The organism is Bordetella sp. N (assembly GCF_001433395.1).
In the GTDB taxonomy this organism is placed as follows: Bacteria; Pseudomonadota; Gammaproteobacteria; order Burkholderiales; family Burkholderiaceae_B; genus Bordetella_C.
The window spans coordinates 128,464-150,226 of the sequence record NZ_CP013111.1; the positions used below are offsets into that span (position 1 = coordinate 128,464).

Annotated in this window: 19 protein-coding genes; 17 read left to right on the plus strand and 2 right to left on the minus strand. The window is 65.1% G+C overall.

The genetic code is table 11. The features are described 5' to 3' along the window. The first annotated feature begins 189 nt into the window (after window positions 1–189). The 10 genes from ASB57_RS00560 (at window position 190) to ASB57_RS00605 (ending at window position 11,885) form a co-directional block, all read left to right on the plus strand. Window positions 190–1,188 (plus strand): tripartite tricarboxylate transporter substrate binding protein, encoded by a 999-nt coding sequence (locus ASB57_RS00560; RefSeq protein WP_057649642.1) that lies wholly within the window; start codon window positions 190–192, stop codon window positions 1,186–1,188. 67 nt (window positions 1,189–1,255) lie between these two features. Continuing rightward, on the plus strand, window positions 1,256–2,803 hold the full coding sequence (locus ASB57_RS00565) for an acyl-CoA carboxylase subunit beta (RefSeq protein WP_057649644.1): 1,548 nt from the start codon (window positions 1,256–1,258) through the stop codon (window positions 2,801–2,803). Between the two features lie 11 nt (window positions 2,804–2,814). Further along, on the plus strand, window positions 2,815–4,233 hold the full coding sequence (locus tag ASB57_RS00570) for an acetyl/propionyl/methylcrotonyl-CoA carboxylase subunit alpha (protein WP_231755312.1): 1,419 nt from the start codon (window positions 2,815–2,817) through the stop codon (window positions 4,231–4,233). Between the two features lie 68 nt (window positions 4,234–4,301). Further along, a complete protein-coding gene (locus tag ASB57_RS00575) occupies window positions 4,302–4,514 on the plus strand; it encodes an acetyl-CoA carboxylase biotin carboxyl carrier protein subunit (protein ID WP_057655816.1) in 213 nt (70 codons plus the stop codon). Continuing rightward, window positions 4,511–7,069, plus strand: a complete 2,559-nt coding sequence (locus ASB57_RS00580) for a 3-hydroxyacyl-CoA dehydrogenase NAD-binding domain-containing protein (RefSeq protein WP_082621277.1) — start codon at window positions 4,511–4,513, stop codon at window positions 7,067–7,069. The genes ASB57_RS00575 and ASB57_RS00580 overlap by 4 nt, the downstream gene beginning before the upstream one ends. Further along, window positions 7,066–8,256, plus strand: coding sequence for a thiolase (locus ASB57_RS00585; RefSeq protein ID WP_057649645.1), 1,191 nt, complete (start codon window positions 7,066–7,068; stop codon window positions 8,254–8,256). The genes ASB57_RS00580 and ASB57_RS00585 overlap by 4 nt, the downstream gene beginning before the upstream one ends. A gap of 82 nt (window positions 8,257–8,338) precedes the next feature. Beyond that, on the plus strand, window positions 8,339–9,025 hold the full coding sequence (locus ASB57_RS00590) for a 3-oxoacid CoA-transferase subunit A (protein WP_057649647.1): 687 nt from the start codon (window positions 8,339–8,341) through the stop codon (window positions 9,023–9,025). Then, a complete protein-coding gene (locus ASB57_RS00595) occupies window positions 9,022–9,690 on the plus strand; it encodes a 3-oxoacid CoA-transferase subunit B (protein WP_057649650.1) in 669 nt (222 codons plus the stop codon). Before ASB57_RS00590 ends, ASB57_RS00595 begins: the two co-directional genes overlap by 4 nt. 48 nt (window positions 9,691–9,738) lie before the next feature. Further along, complete coding sequence (locus tag ASB57_RS00600; protein WP_057649652.1) at window positions 9,739–10,653, plus strand: GntR family transcriptional regulator; 915 nt, start codon at window positions 9,739–9,741, stop codon at window positions 10,651–10,653. Between the two features lie 2 nt (window positions 10,654–10,655). After that, window positions 10,656–11,885, plus strand: coding sequence for an MFS transporter (locus ASB57_RS00605; RefSeq protein ID WP_057649654.1), 1,230 nt, complete (start codon window positions 10,656–10,658; stop codon window positions 11,883–11,885). Between the two features lie 279 nt (window positions 11,886–12,164). On the opposite strand, the gene ASB57_RS00610 is transcribed toward ASB57_RS00605, so the two are convergent. After that, window positions 12,165–12,494 carry a YnfA family protein gene (locus tag ASB57_RS00610; protein WP_057649656.1) on the minus strand — a complete coding sequence of 110 codons (330 nt, stop codon included), beginning with the start codon at window positions 12,492–12,494 and terminating at the stop codon, window positions 12,165–12,167. 233 nt (window positions 12,495–12,727) lie between these two features. Here ASB57_RS00610 and ASB57_RS00615 point away from each other — a divergent pair, with 233 nt between their 5' ends. Next, complete coding sequence (locus tag ASB57_RS00615) at window positions 12,728–13,354, plus strand: cysteine hydrolase family protein (RefSeq protein WP_057649659.1); 627 nt, start codon at window positions 12,728–12,730, stop codon at window positions 13,352–13,354. A gap of 15 nt (window positions 13,355–13,369) precedes the next feature. Here ASB57_RS00615 and ASB57_RS00620 read toward each other — a convergent pair whose 3' ends face one another. Continuing rightward, the gene (locus ASB57_RS00620) at window positions 13,370–14,047 is read right to left on the minus strand and encodes a GntR family transcriptional regulator (protein WP_057649661.1); all 678 of its coding nucleotides are present in this window, start codon (window positions 14,045–14,047) and stop codon (window positions 13,370–13,372) included. Between the two features lie 199 nt (window positions 14,048–14,246). Between ASB57_RS00620 and ASB57_RS00625 the strand changes: the two genes are divergently transcribed. From ASB57_RS00625 to ASB57_RS00650, 6 genes are all read left to right on the plus strand, one after another. Next, window positions 14,247–15,437: a CaiB/BaiF CoA-transferase family protein gene (locus tag ASB57_RS00625; RefSeq protein ID WP_057649663.1), complete on the plus strand. Its 1,191-nt coding sequence runs from the start codon at window positions 14,247–14,249 to the stop codon at window positions 15,435–15,437. 109 nt (window positions 15,438–15,546) lie between these two features. Next, complete coding sequence (locus ASB57_RS00630) at window positions 15,547–16,551, plus strand: tripartite tricarboxylate transporter substrate binding protein (RefSeq protein ID WP_057649665.1); 1,005 nt, start codon at window positions 15,547–15,549, stop codon at window positions 16,549–16,551. 49 nt (window positions 16,552–16,600) lie between these two features. Beyond that, complete coding sequence (locus tag ASB57_RS00635) at window positions 16,601–17,410, plus strand: enoyl-CoA hydratase (RefSeq protein ID WP_057649667.1); 810 nt, start codon at window positions 16,601–16,603, stop codon at window positions 17,408–17,410. Between the two features lie 143 nt (window positions 17,411–17,553). Continuing rightward, window positions 17,554–18,072: a sigma-70 family RNA polymerase sigma factor gene (locus ASB57_RS00640; protein ID WP_057649669.1), complete on the plus strand. Its 519-nt coding sequence runs from the start codon at window positions 17,554–17,556 to the stop codon at window positions 18,070–18,072. Beyond that, on the plus strand, window positions 18,072–19,082 hold the full coding sequence (locus ASB57_RS00645) for a FecR domain-containing protein (protein ID WP_057649671.1): 1,011 nt from the start codon (window positions 18,072–18,074) through the stop codon (window positions 19,080–19,082). Before ASB57_RS00640 ends, ASB57_RS00645 begins: the two co-directional genes overlap by 1 nt. A 109-nt stretch (window positions 19,083–19,191) precedes the next feature. After that, window positions 19,192–21,711: a TonB-dependent siderophore receptor gene (locus ASB57_RS00650; protein WP_057649672.1), complete on the plus strand. Its 2,520-nt coding sequence runs from the start codon at window positions 19,192–19,194 to the stop codon at window positions 21,709–21,711. Window positions 21,712–21,763 lie beyond the last annotated feature (52 nt).

Consider the following 21,763-nt stretch of genomic DNA (forward strand, 5'->3'; position numbering starts at 1 on the left):
TAGCAAGACCGTGGCCACCCTCGGGTGGCCACGGTCTTTTTCGTTTATGGGCGCCCCACAAGCTGAACACCGGGTTAATACCGATACGAATATCGGAGCGCTCTCGGCCATACTATAAAAAAGAGAACAGACGTTCCGTCTAGCAGAATACATAAGTGTCGTGGACGGGCGCCCAACGAGGAGACAAAAATGAAGAACAAGAAGCGCTTGATACTCGGTGTGTGTGCCGCCATGGTGGGTCTGGCGGGAATGGCTGCCAAGCCGGCTAACGCCCAGGCCGCGGCCTATCCGAACAAACCGATTCGTTTCATCGTCGGCTTCAGCGTCGGCAACTCCATCGATTCGGTAGCGCGCATCGTGGCGCAGTACATCGGCAACAAGACGGGCCAGACCGTCGTCGTCGACAACCGCACCGGCGCCAACGGCATGCTGGCGGCCGCCGAGGTGGCGCGCGCCCAGCCCGATGGCTATACGATCCTGATCAGCAATTCCAGCACGATCACGGTCAATCCCTCGCTCTACGCGAAGATGATGTACGACGTGAAAAGGGATTTCGCGCCGGTCTCCCTGATCGTGTCCGTACCCTTCATCCTGACGGTCAATCCGCAACACGCGCCTATCGGCACGGCCCCCGATCTGAAGGCCATGCTGGACCTGGCCAAGGCCAAACCCGGTGCCTATTCCTATGGCTCGGCCGGCGTGGGCAATCTGACGCAGCTGACCTACGAACTGCTCAATGGCAAGGCCGGCGTGAAGATGACTCACGTCGCCTATCGCGGCACCGCGCCCGCACAGGTGGCGGTGTTATCCAAGGAAGTGGACTCCACCTTCGACAATCCCTCGTCCGTGCCGAAGATCAAGGCCGGTCAATTGCGTGCGCTGGCCGTCAGTTCGGCCCAGCGCTGGCATGAACTGCCGGATGTGCCCACGATCGCCGAGTCGGGTTATCCGGGTTTCGACATCTCCTTCTGGGTTGGCGCGCTGGCGCCGTCGCAAACCCCGGACCCCGTCGTCAACAAGCTGTCCGAGCTGATAGCGTCCGCGCTGCAGGATCCGGACGTCAAGGCCAAGCTGGCCCAGCAAGGCAACCTGCGCATGCTGGGGCCGCGCGAATTCGCGGCGCAGATCGGCGTGGAGACCGCGCAGTACGCCGACATCATCCGCAAGGCGGACATCAAGCTGGAGTGACCCGCCGGGCTGGCGGGAGGAACTTTTCTTCTTACGCGCCGCGGCGCGGGTATCGGGAGTAATACAGGTGGCCTGGCAAAAAGAACGCGATGAACTGGCTCGCAGGACGGCGCTCGCTCAACGCATGGGCGGTCCGGAAAAGCTCAAGCGTCATCGGGACAACGGCAAGCTACCGGTGCGCGAACGTATCGCGGCGCTGGTGGACGAGGGGACTTTCCGCGAGGTTGGCGGTCTGGCCGGCAGCGGTTCCTACGACGAGAACGGCGAGCTGACGGACTTCGTTCCCGCCAACTTCGTGATGGGCCGGGCCCGCATCGAGGGCCGGCCCGCGGTGGTGATGGGCGACGACTTCACGGTACGCGGCGGCGCCAACGACGGCGCCGTGGGCGACAAGATGATCGTGGCCGAGCAGATGGCGCATGACCTGCGTATTCCGCTGGTGCGCCTGGTCGACGGCACGGGCGGCGGCGGCTCGGTCAAGAATATCGAATTGAAGGGCCATACCCTGCTGCCCAAGCTGAAGTCATGGCCTTACATCGCCCGTAACCTGGCGACCGTGCCGGTGGTCGGTCTGGGCCTGGGTTCCGTGGCCGGGCTGGGTGCGGCCAGGGTCGCGGCCAGCCACTATTCGGTGATGGTGCGTGACACCGCCCAATTGTTCGTGGCGGGCCCGCCGGTGGTCGCACGTACCGGCCAGAACATCGAGAAGAACGATCTGGGCGGCAGCCAGATCCACACCCGCAACGGCGTGGTCGACGACGAGGCGGAGTCCGAAGCGGATGCCTTCTTGCGGGCGCGCCGCTTCCTGTCCTATTTGCCGCCGTCGACTTACGAGCTGCCGCCACGGGCCGAAACGGGCCGCTCGGCCGTTGCCGATCAGGAGGCGCTGCGCCGCGCCATTCCCGAAAATCCGCGGTCGGTCTACAAGATCCGCAACATCGTCGAGACCCTGGTGGATACCGGATCCTATATGGAGATCGGCCGTCAATGGGGCAAGGCCATCTCCGCCGGCTTGGCGCGCGTCGACGGCTGGCCGGTGGTGATCGTTGCCAGCGATCCCTATCACTACGGCGGGGCCTGGGATCGCCAGACCACCGAGAAGTACATGCGCATGGTCGACCTGGCGGAACAGTTCCACCTGCCGGTGGTGAACCTGGTGGACGTTCCAGGCTTCCGTATCGGCCTGGAGGCCGAGAAAGAGGGCGTGATGCGGGCTGGCGTGCGCGCGCTGACCGCCATCGCACAGAGTACGGTGCCCTGGTGCTCCATCATCATCCGGAAAGCCTTCGGCGTGGCGGGCGGTGGCCATCAGAATGCCGACCGCTTCAACTTCCGCTACGCGTGGCCGTCGGCGCAGTGGGGATCCTTGCCCATCGAAGGCGGCCTGGAAGTGGCCTACAAGGCCGAGATCGAAGCGGACAGCGACCCCGACGCCGCTCGCGCGCGCATCGAAAATCGGGTGCGTGGCCTGACGTCGCCCTTCCGCAGCGCGGAGGCTTTCGTGGTCGAAGACATCATCGATCCGGCGGAGACCCGCGCCGCCTTGGTGGAATTCGCCAACATTGCCGCTCCGCTGCGCCAGGCGGGCCAGGCGCGCTTCGGCTATCGCCCCTGAGGAGCTCGGTCATGACGCAAGCTATGGCTTACCCGCCACAATCCTCTTCTTCCTTACGACCGCTGCGCCGCATTCTGGTGGCCAACCGTGGCGCGGTCGCGGCGCGCGTGATTCGCGCCGCGCACAAGCTGGGCCTGGAAGTGGTGGCCGTGTACTCCAGCGCCGACGAAAATCTGCCTTATCTGTCATTGGCCGATCAGGCCGTCCACATCGGCGACGGGCCGGCCGCGGCCAGCTATCTGAATCAGGATGCCTTGCTGCGCGCGGCGCTGGACAGTGGCGCGGATGCGATACACCCCGGTTATGGATTTCTCTCGGAGAATGCCGACTTCGCGGAACGCGTGGAGTCCGCCGGCCTGTGCTTCATCGGGCCGTCGCCGCGCTGGATCCGCGCCCTCGGGCACAAGACCGCGGCCCGTGCGTTGATGCGGGAACACGGCATGCCGATGACGCGCAGCAGCGCACTCTTGCCGGACCAGATCGAGGTGGTCACGCGTACGGCCGTGGACATGGGTTTTCCGCTCATGCTCAAGCCGGCCAATGGCGGCGGCGGCATCGGCATGCTGCCGGTGCGCCATGCCGACGAATTGCCACGGGCATGGCAACAGGCGCAATCCACAGCCGTCAAGGCATTCGGGTCGGCGGACCTGTATTTCGAGACGCTGGTCGAGGCGCCACGGCACGTCGAGTTCCAGTTTCTGGCGGACCGCCATGGCCGCGTGCGCTGCCTTTTCGAACGTGACTGCTCTGTGCAACGGCGCAATCAAAAGGTGGTGGAGGAGGCACCTGCTCCCGGCATCCCCCGTGAGCAGGTCGCCGCCATGGCAAGCCGGCTGGAGTCCATCCTCGGTGCGATCGGCTACGACGTCATCGGCACGGTGGAGATGCTGTACACGCCGGCGACGGGTTTCACCTTCCTGGAGGTCAACACCCGTTTGCAGGTGGAACACGCGGTCACCGAGGAAGTGACGGGGATCGACATCGTCAGCGCGCAAATTCGTCTGGCCGCGGGCGCGGCGCTGGACCAGGCGTTGCCCGACACCGTGGCCTGCACGGGCCACGCGGTCGAGGCACGTATCTACGCCGAGGATCCCGTGCGCTTCTTTCCTTCGCCCGGCGTGCTTGCCACGTTCAATTTGCCGGCGGGTGACGGTATCCGCGTGGAAAGCGGCTATTGCGCCGGCGCGCGCGTGTCGACGTATTACGACCCCATGCTGGCCAAGGTGATCGCGCAGGGGCCCGACCGCGCGGCGGCAATTGCGCGTCTGGCGACCGCACTGGCGCACTTCGAAGTCACCGGCGTGAAGACCAATATTCCCTATGTACTGCGCATCCTGGACGACCCCGAATTTCTCGCCGGGCGTCTGGACACGCAACTCGGCGCGCGCATCGCGGCGGCTGCCACCCGGCCGGCGGAATCGGCTGCTTGACCCTTACGTTTCCGCGCGCCGCGTCTCCCGCAAATGGCGCGCATTGCTTCAGACAGGAATTCACCATCATGCCTATCATTTCTTCTCCGCTGTCCGGCCGTGTCGTCAGCCTGGCCGTCGACCCGCAAACCTCGGTCAGCGCGGGCGATGCGCTGTTGATCGTCGAGTCCATGAAGATGGAGATCCCCGTGGAAGCGGAAAGCGCTGGCAAGGTCACGAAATTCCTCGTCAACGAAGGCGACGAGGTGAACGAGGGCCAGCCGCTGGTCGAACTGCAATGAGTCCCGCGCAAGCGGCGACGACGGCGATTGCCACGCCTTCGCACCAGGGTTCAGCCTTCGCGCGGCATGGCCGCGTTGCCCTGATCACCTGGTCGAATCCACCCGTCAACGGCCTGTCGGCGGCTCTGCGTCAGCATTTGAGCGCGGCACTGGACGCAGCCCTTGCCGATCCCGCCGTCGACGCCATCGTCGTCATGGGCGACGGCCGCATGTTCTCCGGTGGCGCGGACATCCGCGAATTCAATACGCCACTGAGCACGGCCGAGCCCATCGCGCCAGCACTCTTCAAGCGCATCGAGCAACTTGCCAAACCCGTCGTGGCGGCCATCCATGGCTCGGCGCTGGGCGGTGGGCTCGAGCTTGCGCTGGCTTGTCACTGGCGCGTGGCCCTGGCCGACGCCAGCGTGGCTTTGCCCGAGGTCAAGCTTGGCCTGTTGCCCGGCGGTGGCGGAACGCAGCGCTTGCCGCGTCTGGTGGGCGTGGCCAAGGCACTGGACTGGATCGTGTCGGGCAAGACGGTGGCGGCCCGGGCCGCGCGGGAAGCCGGCCTGCTGGATGCGCTCTTCGACGGCGATCTGGCGGAGGGAGCCATCGCCTTCGCTGCCCGACTGGGCAGCACCACTGTACCGCGGCGCACGTGCGATCTTCCGGTCATCGAAGCGGAGGACGCCCAGGCGCTGTTCGATCAGGCCCGCGCGGCGGCGGCCAAGACCGCGCGGGGACTTGCCGCGCCCTTGCAATGCATCGCCTGCGTGGAGCAGTCGCTGCGGGGCACGTTCGAGCAAGGCCTGGCGTTCGAGCGGGCGCGCTTTCTGGAGTTGGTCGATAGCGATCAGTCCAAGGCCATTCGCCACCTTTTCTTCGCCGAGCGCGAAGCGGCCAAACCGCCTCGTGACGCGCGCGATTCCACGCCGCGCGTGGTGGCTCGCGTCGGCGTGATCGGCGCGGGCACCATGGGCGGCGGTATCGCCATGGCGTTTGCCAATGCGGGGTATCCGGTGACGCTGGTGGAGGTGACCGATGCCGCGCTGGCCCAAGGCCTGGGCACGATCACGCGCAACTACAAGGCGACCGTCAGCAAGGGCAGACTCGATGGCGCCGAAATGCAGGCACGCCTGCAACGAATCCAGGCCACAACGGACATGGGGCGGCTGGCCGATGCCGACCTGATCATAGAGGCGGCTTTCGAGGATATCGCGGTCAAGCACGGCCTGTTCAAGCAGCTCGATGAAATCGCCAAGGCCGGCGCCATCCTGGCGACCAATACGTCGCGGCTCGATATCAACGACATCGCCGGGGTGACGCGGCGGCCCGCCGACGTGGTGGGCTTGCACTTCTTCAGCCCGGCGAATGTGATGCGGCTGCTGGAGATCGTGCGCGGGCAGGCGACCGCGCCAGACGTGTTGGCCACTGTGCTGCAGGTGGCCAGGCTGATCGGCAAGGTGGCGGCGGTGGTAGGTGTCTGCGATGGCTTCGTTGGCAATCGCATGGTCAGCCCTTATACCCGTGAGGCGCACTTTCTGCTTGAGGAAGGCGCGCTGCCTGCCCAGGTGGATCAGGCCCTGGAACGCTTTGGCTTGGCGATGGGGCCGCTACGCATGGGCGACATGGCCGGGCTGGATATCAGCTGGGCGGCGCGTAAACGCCAGGCGCCCACGCGGCCGCCGCACATTCGTTATTGCCACATCGCGGACCGCCTTTGCGAAGCGGGGCGGCTTGGGCAGAAGACCGGCGCGGGCTTCTACCGGTATGAAGAGGGCAGTCGCGCGCCTTTGCCGGATCCCAAGGTGGTAGCCATCATCGAGGACTGCGCCCGGGCATCCGGCATCTCGCGGCGTCCCATTTCCGACGAAGAGATCGTCGAGCGCACGATGTACGCGCTGGTCAACGAGGCCGCGCGCATTCTGCAGGATGGCATCGCGCAGCGCGGCAGCGATATCGACGTGATCTATGTGAACGGCTATGGCTTTCCCGCTACGCGGGGCGGTCCCTTGTTCTACGCCGATCAGGTGGGCTTGCCGAAGGTGCTGGAACGCATCCGCGAATTCCACCGCGAGCATGGCGAACTGTGGACGCCGGCGCCCCTGCTTGTCGCGCTGGCCGAGCAGGGAAAGTCGATTTCCGCCTACGTGGTTGCGGAGATGGCTGCCGATGCGGCGCCCGTCGGGGGCGCCGATGCCGAATACCAAAAGCATCTTGCCCAGGGTGAGTTTCGCATCCAGCGCTGCGCTGCCTGCCATGAGCACGTGTTCTATCCCCGTATGCTGTGCCCGCACTGCGGATCGGCGCGGCTGGACTGGACACGGGCCAGCGGCGACGGTGTGGTCTATGCGTGCAGCGTGGTCAAGGGCAAGCCCGGTACCGGCACCGACTACAACATCGTGCTGGTGGACCTGGCCGAAGGCGTGCGCATGATGAGCCGCGTGCAAGATTGCCCCAACGATGCCGTCACGATAGGTATGGCAGTGCGCGCCCGCATCATTGAACAGGACGGCAAGCCACTGGTGGTGTTCGCTCCGGCGGCCGCCCAGCTGGCGCAGGGAGACAAACAATGAGCCTGAGAGACTTGCGGGGCAAGGCCGCCATCGTCGGCGTGGGGCAGGCCGGCATAGGGGAAGCGCACGGGTACGGCGCCATGGAGATTCTGGCGCAGGCCGCGATCCAGGCGGTGGCCGACGCCGGGCTGACCATGAAGGATATCGACGGCCTGGCCACATGCAGTTCCGCCACCAGCATGTGGGCGCTGCCGGTGACCGAATACCTGGGATTGCGGCCGACCTTCATCGACAGCACCATGTTGGGTGGGTCCAGCTTCATCGCGCATCTGATGCCCGCCATGATGGCCCTGGAAAGTGGCCAGTGCACGGCGGTGCTGGTGTGCTACGGCAGCACGCAGAAGACGGGAGCCTTTTCCCGCAAGGGCATGTCGGAGGCCTTTCGCCAGATCGACCCGCAGCCCTACGAGCATCCGTATGCGCCCATCCTGCCGTTGACAGCGTATGCCTTGGCGGCTTCCCGGCACATGCACGAGTTCGGCACCACGCGCGAACAACTGGCGGCAGTGGCCGTGGCGGCGCGGCGCTGGGCGCAGCGCAATCCGGAAGCCTATATGCGCGATCCCTTGAGCATCGAGGACGTGCTGGGCGCGCGCGTGGTATCCACGCCGCTGACCGTGCGCGACTGCTGCCTGGTGACCGATGGCGCGGGGGCGTTCGTGCTGATGCGGGCGGACCGCGCCCGCGAACGGGCCAGGGAGCAGGCAAATTCTCGCAAGCCGGTGTATGTGCTGGGCAACGCCACGGCGGTGTGGAACCGGCAGATCTCGTCCATGGCGGATCTGACCGTGACGGCCGCGGCGGAGTCCGGCCGGCGCGCTTTCGAGATGGCTGGACTGCGCCCGCAGGACGTGGACGTGGTGGGCTTGTACGACGCATTTACCATCAACACGCTGTTGTTCCTGGAGGACCTCGGCTTTTGCAAGAAGGGCGAGGGCGGCGCTTTCGTGCAGGACGGCGGCATCGCGCCGGGCGGACGGCTGCCCGTCAATACCAATGGCGGTGGCCTGTCCTGCGTTCACCCGGGCATGTACGGCATTTTCCTGGTGATCGAAGCCGTGCGCCAGTTGCGCGGGGAATGCGGCGAGCGCCAGGTCAAGGATGCGCGCATCGCGCTGGCCCATGGCAACGGCGGGACGCTGTCGAGCCAGTCGACGGCCATCTTCGGGCTGGAGGAAACGTTGTGAAGACAGTCGGTGTGAAGAAAATCGTCGCGCTAGCGCTGCGTGCAAGGCGTGGCGCGATCGTCGTTGCTACCGGAGCCCTGCTATGCTGAACAAGGTGCTTGCCTCCGTGCAGGAGGCCGTGCGCGATGTGCAGGACGGTGCCGTCATCCTGATCGGCGGCTTCGGCATCTCGGGCGTGCCGACGGAGCTGGTTTGCGCCTTGCTGGACCAGGGCGCGCGCGAACTGACCATCGTCAACAATAATGCCGGCAACGGCAAGTTCGGTTTAAGCCAGCTGGTGGAGGCCGGCCGCGTGCGCCGCATGGTGTGCTCGTTCGCGCGCTCATCCAATCCCAAGATACCCAATGCCGAGGCTTTCGCCGAGTGGTACCGCGCCGGCAAGATCGAACTGGAATGCGTGCCCCAAGGCACCATGGCGGAACGCATGCGCGCCGCCGGCTCGGGCCTGGGCCCTTTTTTCACGCCCACGTCCTACGGCACCGTGTTGGCCGAAGGCAAGGAGACCCGGGTGATCGATGGCGTCGGCTATGTGCTGGAGCAACCTTTGCGCGGTGATTTCGCCTTGGTGAAGGCAGAGTACGCGGACCCCTGGGGCAACCTTATTTATCGAAACGCCGAACGCAACTTCGGGCCGGTGATGTGCATGGCATCCAAAGTGGCCGTCGCCCAGGCCGAGCATGTGGTCGCGCTAGGCGAACTGGAACCGCAGAACGTCATCACCCCGGGCATCTTCGTGCAACGCGTGGTTCAAGTGGGAGCAAACGCATGACGGCGACCAATGTCGGGACCTTCAAGCGCTTGAGCCGCGCCGAGATCGCGGCCAAGGTGGCCAGCGATATTCCAGACGGCAGCTACGTCAATCTGGGAATAGGCATACCCACGCTCATCTCCAAATGCCTCCCCAAGGATCGTGACGTGATCCTCCATAGCGAGAACGGCATCCTGGGGATGGGCCCCGGGCCGGAGGACGGCACGGTGGATCCGAGCCTGCTCAATGCCAGCAAGGAACCGGTGACGTTGTTGCCCGGTGCTTCCATCACGGACCACACCACGTCCTTCGCCATGATGCGCGGCGGCCATATCGACGTGTCTGTGTTGGGCGCGTTCCAGGTGTCGCATGAAGGCGATCTGGCCAATTGGGACACGGGTGCGGCCGATGGCATTCCCGCCGTGGGCGGCGCCATGGACCTGGTGGCTGGTGCCAAGCAGGTGTATGTCGTGATGGAGCACGTCACCAAGCAGGGCGCCCCCAAGATCGTGGCGGCCTGCACCTATCCCCTGACGGGGGCGGGCGTGGTCGACCGCATCTATACGGACTGCGCCGTGATCGACGTCACGCCCGCCGGCCTGGTGGTGCGATGGATGTGCGATGGCCTTACGTTCGCGCAGTTGCGGAAGATGACGGGGGCGCCTCTGCGGTTGGGACTGGACTGAGCGCGGGGACGCAAAGCATGTCCCCTGTTTTGCGTTACATTCTCCGGCATGAAGCCTCACACCCCCATCGCCGTCCAGATCGTCCAGCTGATCCAGGCCGAAGGCTGGGCGCCCGGCGCGCATTTGCCCGCGCAGTTGCTGGCCGACCGCCTGCGTGTGTCGCGGTCGCCGGTCAATGATGCACTGAAGCAATTGCATGAAAAAGGCATGGTGGCGCGCGAGCGTAATCGGGGCTACTTCCTGGCGCGGCCGCTGCAGCTGGCGCCGGACCAGGTAGCCGGCGCGCTGGGCATCGAAGGGCACGATGTCGCCACCGGGGTCTATTTCCGCATCGCGGACGACCTGCTGCGCGGGGAACTGCCCGAGGCCTGCTCGGAAGCGCAGCTCCGCGCACGCTATGGCCTGACGGCGACTCAGCTTGGCACCATCCTCGGGCGTATCGCCAACGAGGGCTGGGCCGAGCGGCGACCGGGCTACGGCTGGCAGTTCTCGTCCATGATGCGCACGCCGGAGGCGCTGTTGCAGTCCTATCGCCTGCGGCTGGCGCTGGAGCCGGCCGCGTTGATGGAACCGGGCTACCGCCTGGATGCCGCGGTGCTGGCGCGCTGCCGCGAAGCCGAACTGCATCTGCTCGACGGCGGCATTGAAACCGACACCGCCGACCAGCTGCATGAGCGCGGCGTGCGTTTCCACGAATCGCTGGTGGAAGCCTCGGGCAATCCTTTCTTTATCGACACCATCCGGCGCGTCAATCGCGTGCGCCGGTTGCTGTCCTATCGTTCCATGCGGGATCGTCAGCGCTATCGCCAGCATTGCGAACAGCATCTGGAAGTGCTGGCGCTGCTGGAGCAGGGGCGCAACGCCGACGCCGCGGAAGTGTTGCGTGCCCATCTGCAAAGCACGCTCGACAATATCGGCAAGATCACCAACGTGCTGGCCACGCGTAAGCCAGCCTCTGAATGAGTATGACTAAGTCACCCCTTGCCCAAGCCTGGGCCATGTTGTTCGCCCTGGCGTCGGGCTTCGCGCTGAGCAATGCCTATCGCACGGTGGCGGCCATCACGGCGCCGCCGCTGGCGGCGGACATGGGGCTGTCGCCGCAGCAGCTGGGGACGTTCGCGGGCAGTTTCCATTTCATGTTCGGCGCGATGCAGCTGTTCATGGGCATAGGCATAGACCTGTGGGGTGTGCGTCGCACCATCCTCGTGGCGGCGCCGCTGACCATCATCGGCGCGGTACTGTCGGCGCTGGCGCCAGGCTACGGGACGCTGGTGGCGGGGCAGGCGCTCATCGGCGTGGGCTGTGCGCCGGCCTTCCTGGCGGCGACGGTATTCATCTCGCGCTACTTTCCGGTGCAGAAGTTCGCTGCCGTGTCGGGCATGGCCATGGCCATCGGTGTCACGGGCATGTTGTTCACCGGCACGCCTTTGGCGTGGCTGATCGAGAAGAGCAGCTGGCGCATGGGGTTCTGGGTCTTGGCCGCACTGTCCGTGCTGGCCTGGCTCTGGGTCTATGGCAGCGTGCACGAAGACCGGCTGGTGAGCAACCAGGCCGGCGGGGATGGGGCGCCGCGCGAGTCCTTGCGGGAAGCGCTGATGCGCTTCGGCGCTTTGTTGAAGATGCCGCATACCTGGGGCATCGTGACCTTGAGCTTCGTCTGCTACGCCGCGTTCATTACCCTGCGTGGCTTGTGGCTGGGGCCCATGTTGATCGGCCGCCACGGTTTTTCCCTGGTGCAGAGCGGCAACGTGGCCTTGGCCTTGTCACTGAGCGCCATGGTCGGTCCGATGGTGTTTGGCCGCCTGGACCCGGGTCCCTTGCGCCGGCGTCGGTGGCTGGTGGCATGCGCCTTCATCTTCGCCGTGCTGTTTACCGTTATTGCCTTCGCGTTCGGCCCCTGGAGCGATGTGCTGACCGCGCTGGCGGTAGGCTTTTTCTCGGGCTTCGCCATTCTGCAATACGCGGATGTGCGGTCTTCCTATCCGGCGGGCATCACGGGCCGCGCGATGGCGCTCTTCACCATGGCCATGTTCCTGGGTGTCGCGGCCATGCAGTGGTTCACCGGCTGGGTGGCGACCCACGCCCAGGGCTGGGGCCTGGAACCCTTCGGCCCGGTCATGGGCAGCATCGCGCTGCTGCTGGTCATCGCCGGGGTCGCCTACCGCTACCTGCCCGGCCCGCCGCGGCAAGGCTGATTCCCGCGCCTCTCGGACCAACATCTGCTCGGGCGTGGTCACTTGGCCGATGCCTGCACGCACTTCTTTCAGTGCCTGGCGCAAATCAGGGAGCGCCTCGCCCGCATCAGCCTCGATAGCTTTGGCGATTTTTTCGATGTCTTTCATGGCATCACCTTACTTATGTCCTTCGAAAGTCTGTTGGTAGCACTTCGGGGACTAGCGATCCAGAGGCTTGTGCTTTTTTATCGAATGGCGCACGGAGTTTTTGCGCGCATGGTAAGTGCTTCTTCAGCTGGCTCAACTCGACGGCTGGAAGGCGATGACGGCCATGCCGGCCAGGGCGATGATCGCGCCGGCCACGTCCCAGCGGGTCAGGGTGACGCCGTCGACGATGCGCAGCCAGACCAAGGCCACGGCGATATACATGCCGCCGTAGGCGGCATAGGTGCGTCCGGCGGCGCTGGGATGCAGGGTCAGCAGCCACGCGAACAAGGCCAGCGAGAGCGCGGCGGGAACCAGCAGCAGGGGGCTGCGGCCTTGCTTGAGGACCAGCCAGGGCAGATAGCAGCCGACGATTTCGGCAAGTGCCGTCAGGGCGTAGAGCGCGGAAGCAAGCAGGACGTTCACGTTGGATGGCGGGCGTTGGATAGGACGCTGGGAACGAGGGCCCAAGGCGGGCGTTGGATAGGACGCAAAGAACGAGGGCCCAAGGGGCGATGGACAGGACGCTGCAAACGAAGGTCCAAAGCGGGCCTGGCGGCGACAATGATAACCACCGGTGCAGGCATCATGACCAGCAGGCCCATACACCGCCGGCCGCGCGCGACTTAAACTGGCCCCCTGAACTCACGGAGGCAACCATGCCCACCCCCCGCCGCGCCCTTATCGTCATCGACGTCCAGAACGAATACTTCACTGGCAACCTGCCCATCGAGTACCCCGATCCGGCCGTATCCCTGGCCAACATCAACCGCGCCATCGATGCCGCCGAACAGCACGACATTCCCGTCGTCCTGGTCCAGCATCTGGCGCCCGCGCAGTCGCCCATCTTCGCGCGCGGTTCGGCGGGTGCGGAACTGCACTCCACCATCGCCGGCAGGAAGCACGCCTTGTTCGTGGAAAAGGCCCAGGCCAGCGCTTTCGCGGGCACGGACCTGGGCGCCTGGGTCGAGAAGGAAGGCATAGACACGCTGACCATCGTCGGCTACATGACGCACAACTGCGACGACTCGACCATCAAGCACGCCAAGCACGCGGGACTGTCGCTGGAATTCCTCAACGACGCCAGCGGCTCCCTGCCGTACGAAAACCGCGCCGGCTCAGCCACCGCGGAAGAGATTCATCGCGTCATCACGGTGGTGCTGCAATCGTCCTTCGCCGCGGTCCTCAGCACCGACGAGTGGCTGGCGCTCCTCGACAGCGGCGCCGCGCCCGTGCGCGAGAACATCTACGTGTCGAACCAGAAGGCGCGCCAACAGCGCGGTTGACCGACCACCACGCAGCTAGGAAAACTCGTTTCCTTCCAGGCTGTCCAGCAGCCGCTGGCGGCCCGTCACCACATGCTGTTCCGCCAGCTGGCGTGCCAGCTTGCCGTCGCCGGCCACCATCGCGCTGAATATCGCGCGGTGCTCTTCGTTCGAACGCCGCATCTTGGCTTCGTAATCGAAGAAACGGCGGCGGAACACATGCAGCTCCTTGACGTATTCGTCGTAGGCGAGCACGGCGCGGCGATTATTGGAAAAGGCGACGATATCGTCGTGGAACTGTAGATTCAGTTCGTAATAGCGATTGCCGGCCCCCTCGATGGTGGCCTGCTCCATCTGGGTAAGCAGATCCTCCAGATGCTGACGGCGCTCCGGCGTCAGGAATTCCGCCGCCCGCTGCGCGGCGAATCCGAAGATGACGGCGCGCATGTCATAGCTTTCCAACATATCGCGCACCGACATCTGCCGCACAAAGGTGCCGCGGTTCTCGATGGCCGTGACCAGGCCCATCCCCGCCAATACTCGCATCGCTTCCCGGATCGGCCCCCGGCTGGTCCCCATGCGTAGCGCCAGGGCGGCCTCATTCAAGCGATCCCCCGGCTTCAACTCGCCGCTGAAGATCAACTGCTTCAACTCTTCTATCACCGCTGCTACGCGGCGCGGGCTTTTGGCCGGCGCTTCGGCTTTTGTCGTCATCTATCTGGTCCATTGCCGAGAATTTGGGCGGGATTGTATACGTTTCAGCGACTATTTAATCCAAACTGCCGCTTTGCCTAAGCGAATTGATGACTAATCACGGTATTAAGTCTTCAATAAATATTAGATTGTTGACAATTAAAGGGCTGTTGTTTACGCTCGTCGGCACCTAAAGGCAACAACAACTAGGAGACTTTCCATGCCGCACATCCCCGCGTCCGCAGCGCTTTCCCGCTTCCGCGTCATCGACCTGACCCAAGTCCGCGCCGGTCCGACGGCATGCCGACAGCTGGCTGACTGGGGCGCGGACGTCATCCAGGTCCAGATGCCCGAGCACATGCGCGGCGATGACACGTTGGGAGGGCAGGACGGATCGGACTACCAGTACACCCATCGCAACAAGCGCTCGGCCACCATCAATCTGAAGGAGCCACAAGGCATCGCGGCACTGCGTCGCTTGATCGGTACCGCCGACGTGGTGGTGGAAAACTTCCGTCCCGATGTGAAGCACCGCCTGGGCATCGACTACGAAACCCTGTCGCGGGAGCAGCCCGGCCTGGTCTACGCCAGCATCTCGGGTTTCGGCCAGACTGGCCCGCTCGCGCAGCGGCCCGGCTTTGACCAGATCGCCCAGGGGATGGGCGGCTTGATGTCCGTCACCGGCACGCCGGGGCAAGGGCCGATGCGGGTGGGACTGCCCATAGCCGACTTGTGCGCCGGCATTTTCTGCGCACAGGGCATCATGGTCGCGCTCCTGGAACGGGAAAGCTCCGGACGGGGGCAGTGGCTGCACACCTCCCTGCTGGAGGCCATGGTCTACATGATGGATTTCCAGACAGCACGGTGGCTCACGGAAGGCGACATTCCCCGCCAGGCAGGCAACTATCACCCGACCAGCATCCCGACGGGTGTCTACAAGACCAGCGACGGACACATCAACATCGCTGTCTTCGGTTCCAAGATATGGGAACGCTTCTGTCACGCCATGGCCGCGCCCGAATGGATAAGCGACCCCCGCTATATGGACAAGGCCGCGCGTTCGGTCAACCGCGACAGCCTGAATGCCGAGATCGAGCGCAGGCTCGCGCACAACACCAGCAGTCACTGGATCGCCGTGCTGAATGAGATCGGCGTGGCGTGCGGCCGCATCAACGACATGTCGCAGGTCTTCGAGGAAGCACAGATCCAGCATCTGGGCATGGTGCACACGGTGGAGTCGCCGCATTTCGGTACGCAGCGACTGGTGGGCCAGCCGGTGCAGCTGACACGTACGCCCAGCACGATTGCGCGCGCCACGCCGCGCCGCGGCGAGCATTCGGAGGAGGTGCTCACCGAACTCGGCTATCGCGCCGACGAACTGGCCAGCATGAAGGCGCAAGGCGTGATCTGAACGCATACGGAGGGCAGGTAGCAAGGAAGCAAAGGAGGACGTCGCACATCGCATCCAGCGATGGCGGCGCATAGATAAGCGATGAGCACATCGCACCAGGAGACAATGAATGACACACGTACGGAAGGCACTGCGCTTGTCCGCCGCGACCGCGGCGTTACTAGCCTGCATGGCGGGGCAGGGCGGACACGCCGCCCATGCGGCGGATTTCCCGGATCATTCCATCGACGTCGTGGTGCCGATGGCGGCCGGCGGGCCTACCGATCTGGTGGCGCGGCTGGTGCAAAAGTCCATGAGCAAGCAGCTCGGCGCGTCGGTGGTCGTGGAGAACAAGGCAGGCGCCGGCGGCATGATAGGGGTGAACCAGATCAAGCATGCGACGGCCGACGGCTACACCTTGGGTATTGCGTCTTCGACCACCCATGCCGTCGCTATCAATGTGTACGAAACGCTCAGCTACGATCCGGTCAAGGATTTCACCCCGGTGGGCAACATCGTCGTCGCGCCCGGCGTGTTGATCGCCACGCCCAAGGTGGCGCCGGGCTGCAAGCTCTCGGCCTTCATCGATGATCTGAAAAGGCATCCGGATGAAGTGAAATACGGGTCTTCCGGAATCGGCACGTTGTCGCAGATGTCCGGCGTGCGCTTCATGTCGGCCACGCACACCGAGATGCTGCATGTGCCTTACAAAGGCTTGTCCGCCGTCATGAACGATATGTATGCCGGACTGATCGATGCCGCTTTCGACAATGTGGGATCGGCCCTGCCGCATATTCAAAGCGGCAAGATCTGTGCGCTGGCGGTGCAGGCCCCGCAACGCCTGGCCGTGCTGCCCGATGTTCCCACCTACGCCGAACTGGGCTATCCCGAATTGAACAAGCCGACCTGGTATGGCCTGGTCGCACCGGCCGGGACGCCGGCGCCTGTCGTACAGAAACTCAATGCCGCGCTCAACCACGCGCTGGCCGATCCCGAGGTCGTGGCGGCATTTCAGCGGCTGGGCCTGACGCCAGCGCCCAGCACCCCCGCGGGATTCGCCAAGCAGATCAAAGAAGAAATCGCCATGTGGAAACAAACCACCGACCAGATGCATTTCCAGAAGATCGCCAGGTGATCGCCGCATCTCCATCACCATCCCCACTTATTCAAACGGAGCACGATATATGGACGTCAAAAGTGCAGTCTCTTCCTCGCCGGACGCGTACGCGAGTTGCATCAAGGCCAGCCGCAACGGTCCCGTCGGCACGCTGACACTCGACAATCTGCCCAAGCACAACGCGATGAGCTTCGACATGTGGCAGGATCTGCCGCTGCGTTTGCGCGAGCTGGACGAGGATCCCGAGATCCGGGTCATCGTCTTGCAAGGCGCCGGTGAAAAAGCCTTTGCTTCCGGTTCCGACATCTCGCAGTTCGGCGAGCGGCGCAACACGCCCGAAGGCGTCGCGCTGTACAACGGCACGGTGGAACGCGCGGTCGCCGCGTTGGCGACGGTGCGCAAGCCCACCATTGCGCGGATCCGCGGCTATTGCTTCGGCGGCGGGGTCGGCATGGCCTTGCACTGCGATCTGCGCTATGCGACGCCCGATGCCACCTTCTGCATTCCCGCGGGCAAGGTCGGCGTCGGCTACAACGAAACCTGGCTGCAACGCCTGGCGTGGCTGGTCGGCCCGGCCAACGCCAAGGAAATCATGTTGACCGCGCGCCGCTACAAGGCCGACGAAGCCTTGCGTATCGGCCTGATCAACGACATCGCCGACGATGCGCAGGTGGAGCAGACCTTGCAGACGATAGCCGGGCTTGCGCCATTGACTCACCTGGCCAGCAAGTTGGCCATCGACACCGCGACAGCCGTGTCCGAACGCGGCCGCGAAGCGTGCCAGCAAGCCATCCGGGCATGCTTCGCCAGCAAGGACTACATCGAGGGGCGGGATGCTTTCACGCAAAAACGTACGCCGCGGTTTACGGGGACTTGATCAAGGGGAGGTCCGCCCTACAGGCTGCTGAATGTTGCGAAGGGCCCACGTGCGTAAAGAGGCTTGCTGACTGGGCCATCTCGTGATGCCTATAATGATTAAGAACGTTTCTCAATATCATTATTTGGCTGACGGGCAAGGCGATGGCGGTCGATTCCTCCGAGATGCAGTGCGTGCCGGTGCTCTACACGGAGCACCGGACCTGGCTGCACGCGTGGCTGCATCGCCAAGTGGGTTGCCGCGAGCAGGCCGCGGATCTGGTGCAGGATACGTTTCTGCGCGTGCTGCTGCGCGAGGAAACGCTGCGCATCCGCCAGCCGCGCGCCTTCCTTGCGCGCATCGCCCATGGCCTGATGGTCGACTCCTTCCGGCGCGCCGCGCTGGAACGGGCCTATCTGGCGGAACTGGCGCTATTGCCCGAGGCCGTGCAGCCCAGCCCGGAAGACTACCTGTCGGCCATGCAGGCCTTGCGCGAAATCGACCGCCTGTTGTCCGGGTTGTCGGATAAGGCCCGCGCGGCCTTCGTCTGGCGGCAGGTGGAAGGGCTGGGCCAACGCGAAATCGCCGAACGTCTTGGTGTCAGCGTGCCCCGCGTCCATCAATATCTGGCGCAGGCCATGCTGCAGGTCTACACGGCGCTGTACGGCGCGCCCGTGGCGTGATGACGATGCTGGCGCCGGACGCTTCCTCACCGCTACGCGGCCAGCAGCAGGCACCCGTCTCGCGCGCCGTGCTGCAGGAAGCCATCGCCTGGATGTTGCGCCTGGACAATGCGCCAGCCGGCGACGCGGACCGCGCTGCCTGGCGCGAATGGCTGGACCGCGACCCCGACCATGCCCGCGCGTGGGAGCAACTGGGCGCCATCGACGCCCGCTTCGACGATCTGGCCGACAAGCAGGCACGGCAGGCGCTTCTGCACACCGCCGGCCTGCCCTTGAAGCGGCGCCGCGCGCGCCGGGCCGCCGTGAGTACGGCGCTGGGCCTGGTGCTGCTGGCCAGCGGCGCTTGGCTGGCGAATCAGGTGCTGCCCGTGCGCCACGTGATGGCCGACTATGTAAGCCGGACCGGCGAACTGCGCAATGTGACGCTCGCCGATGGCACCCAGGTCGCACTGGACAGCCGCACGGCGTTCGACATCGACGAAAGCGGAGGCCAGCGCGTACTGCATCTGCGCGCCGGCCGCATCCAGGTGCGCACGGGGCACGGCGACAGCCGCGCGCTGGTGGTGACCACGGACGACGGCAGCCTGCGGCCGCAGGGCACGGTCTTCTCGGTGGACCTGCGCGCGCCGGAAGAGGGCACCATGCTAAGCGTGCAGCAGTCGTCCGTACTGGCGCGCCCCCGGTTGCGCGGCAGCGAGCAGGCGGTGCTGACCGGCCGCCGCGTAATCGTGCATCCGGACCGCGTCGATCAGGCCGGCGCGTCCGAACCCGGCGACTGGGCCACCGGCATGCTGGTGGTGGAAAACGCCCGCCTGGGCGATGTCGTCGACATTCTGGGCCGCTATCGTCTGGGGCATATCGCCTTGGCGGAGGGGCTGGCCGACCAGCGCGTGTCGGGCAGTTTCTCGCTGCGCGACACCGACCTGGCCCTGGCGACCCTGGCGCGGACCCTGGACCTGACGCTGTCGCGGCACACGTCGATGTGGGTGGGGCTGGAGCGCCGGGGGTAGGCCATCATGGCCAAGGCAAACAGAATATTTTCGACCCCCCCCCCCCTTAATTTCTGCTTTCTCGTTCGGCAATGGGATATCACCTAGTTGAAATCCCGGAGCCCCTTTCATGACCTTCCCGCCGAACCCCGGACTTCCTTCGCCGCCAGCCCAGCGCCGCCGCGCCCTGATGCTTGCGACGCAATTGGCCTTGGCCTCGCCGCTGCTGCTGGCGACGGCCGGGCAGGCCCAGGCCGAGGCTCAGGCCGGCGCTGAGCCAGGCCTGCGAGTCCAGCCAATCAAGCTGGCGCAGGCAAGTCCAGCGGACGTCAACGCCCTGCGTGATTACGCGATTCCGGCCGGGCCGCTGGGTCCGGTGCTGGGACGTATCGCCGGCGATGCCGGCCTGAACCTGGGCTACGGCCCGGCGCAGGTGGACGGACGCATGGCCGCGCCCGTGCAAGGCCGCTACAGCGCCGAGGAAGCCTTGCGCACGGCCTTGCGTGGCACCGGATTGCGGCTGCAGCGGTCGGCCGACGGCGGCTATACCCTGGTCGTCGCTCCCTCGACCGCGGCGGGCGCGGGCAGCGTGACCCAACTGCCTTCCGTGGAAGTGACGGCAGACGGTGCAACTTTGGGCCCCGCGGCCGGGCTGGTCGCCTTGCGCAGCAGCGCCGGCACCAAGACCGATACCGCGCTGATCGAGACCCCCCAGGCGGTGTCCGTGGTGACCCGCGCGCAGATGAAGGCGCAGGCGGTGCAGAACGTGCCGCAGGCCATGCGCTACACCTCCGGCACGCTGACCGCCCAGCGTGGTTTCAGCGAAGATGGCGGCGGCCTGGAGGAAATCTACTCGCGCGGTTTCCTGGTCGACCAATACCTCGATGGCCTGCGCCTGCCCAGTCGTTCACTGGCATCCTATGGCGTGTCGGCAGTCGATCCCTATGGCCTGGAAAGCATCACGCTGGTCCATGGCCCGGCCTCCGTCCTGTACGGCCAGGCCAGCCCCGGCGGGGTGCTTGACCTGCAAAGCAAGCGGCCCACCGACGAGCCCCTGCACGAAATCGGCTTTCAGACCGGCAGCCACGGCCTGGCGCAAACCCAGTTCGATTTCAGCGACGCCCTGGACGAGGCCGGCAACGTGCGCTACCGCATCACCGGCTTGGGCCGCACGGCTGACACGCAGGTCGACCACGTACAGGACAAGCGGGTCTTCATCGCACCGTCTTTCTCCTGGCAGATGTCGCCGGATACCAAGTTCACGCTGTTGACCGGTTATCAGTACGATCCGGACGGCGGGTACTACAACACCCTGCCTTATGTCGGCACGCAGCAGAGCGCGTCGTGGGGCAAGATTCCCACCGATTTCGATCCTGGTGAGCCGGGTTTCGACCATCACTCGCGCAAGCAGTATTGGGTCGGCTATGAGCTTGAACATCGGGTCAACGACACGTGGTCGCTATCCCAGCATGCGCGTTATACCGGCGTGTCGAATGACCTGCGCGGCGTGTTCGCCAACGGCTGGGTCGGCGACGCCGAGGATCACACCCTCAATCGCTATGCGCTGAAAATGTACGAGCAGACGGCCACGGCGACGATAGACAACCAGGCCAAGGCGACCTTCGACACGGGGGCGGTGCATCACCGGGCCGTTCTCGGCCTGGATTACCAGGCCACCCGCTTCGACCAGCGCTACGGCTACAATTTCAGCAGTGTGCCGTCGCTGGACGTGCTCAATCCCGTCTACGGGCAGGCCTTCGACGCACCGGCCACGACGGGCGACTATCACACCAACCTGCACCAGCTAGGCCTGTATGCGCAAGACCAGCTGGCGCTGGGACAGTGGCGCTTCCTGCTGGGCGGCCGCCAGGATTGGGCGCGCTCCGCCACGCGCGACCTGCTGGCGGGCGGTACCGAACGGCAGCAGGATCAGAAAGCCACGTGGCGCGCGGGCACGACGTATCTGTTCGACAACGGCCTGGCCCCCTACGTCAGCTATTCAACGTCCTTCCAGCCGCAAGCGGGCGCGGTCCTTGCCGATGGCGGCATGCCCAAGCCCACCACCGGCGAGCAGTACGAGGCGGGTGTGAAGTACCAGATGCCTGGTCACCAGAGTTTCGTGACCCTGGCCGCCTTCAACCTGAGAAAGACCAACATCCTGACCACGGATCCGGTGACTCAGCTCAACCGCGAAACGGGCGCGATCCGATCGCGCGGCATCGAGGCCGAAGCGCATCTGACGCTGACCCGCGAGTGGACCGTGCTGGGCAGCTACACGTACATGCAAGTGCGCAACACGCGCACCGACGATCCAACGGAAAAGAACAAGCGGCCCATAGGCACGCCGTCGCACACGGCCTCGGCCTGGACGGACTACACGCTACATAGCGGGCCGCTGGCCGGTCTGGGCGCCAACATCGGCGTGCGTTTCGTGGGCAGCAGCTTCGGTGACGCGGCGAATACCTTCAGCACGCCGTCTTACACCGTGGTGGATGCTGGCTTGCACTACACCATGCCCCATTGGGATTTCTCCCTTAACGCGGCGAACCTGTTCGATCGCAATTATGTGGCGTCTTGCATGTACAGCATGAACGCGTGCAACTACGGATCGCGCCGCCTGATCCTGGCGGGCGCGACGTATAGCTGGTAAGGAAGGCGGCAGGGCGGTCGTGACAGTAGTCGCGCGGCCGGGCACGCCGCGC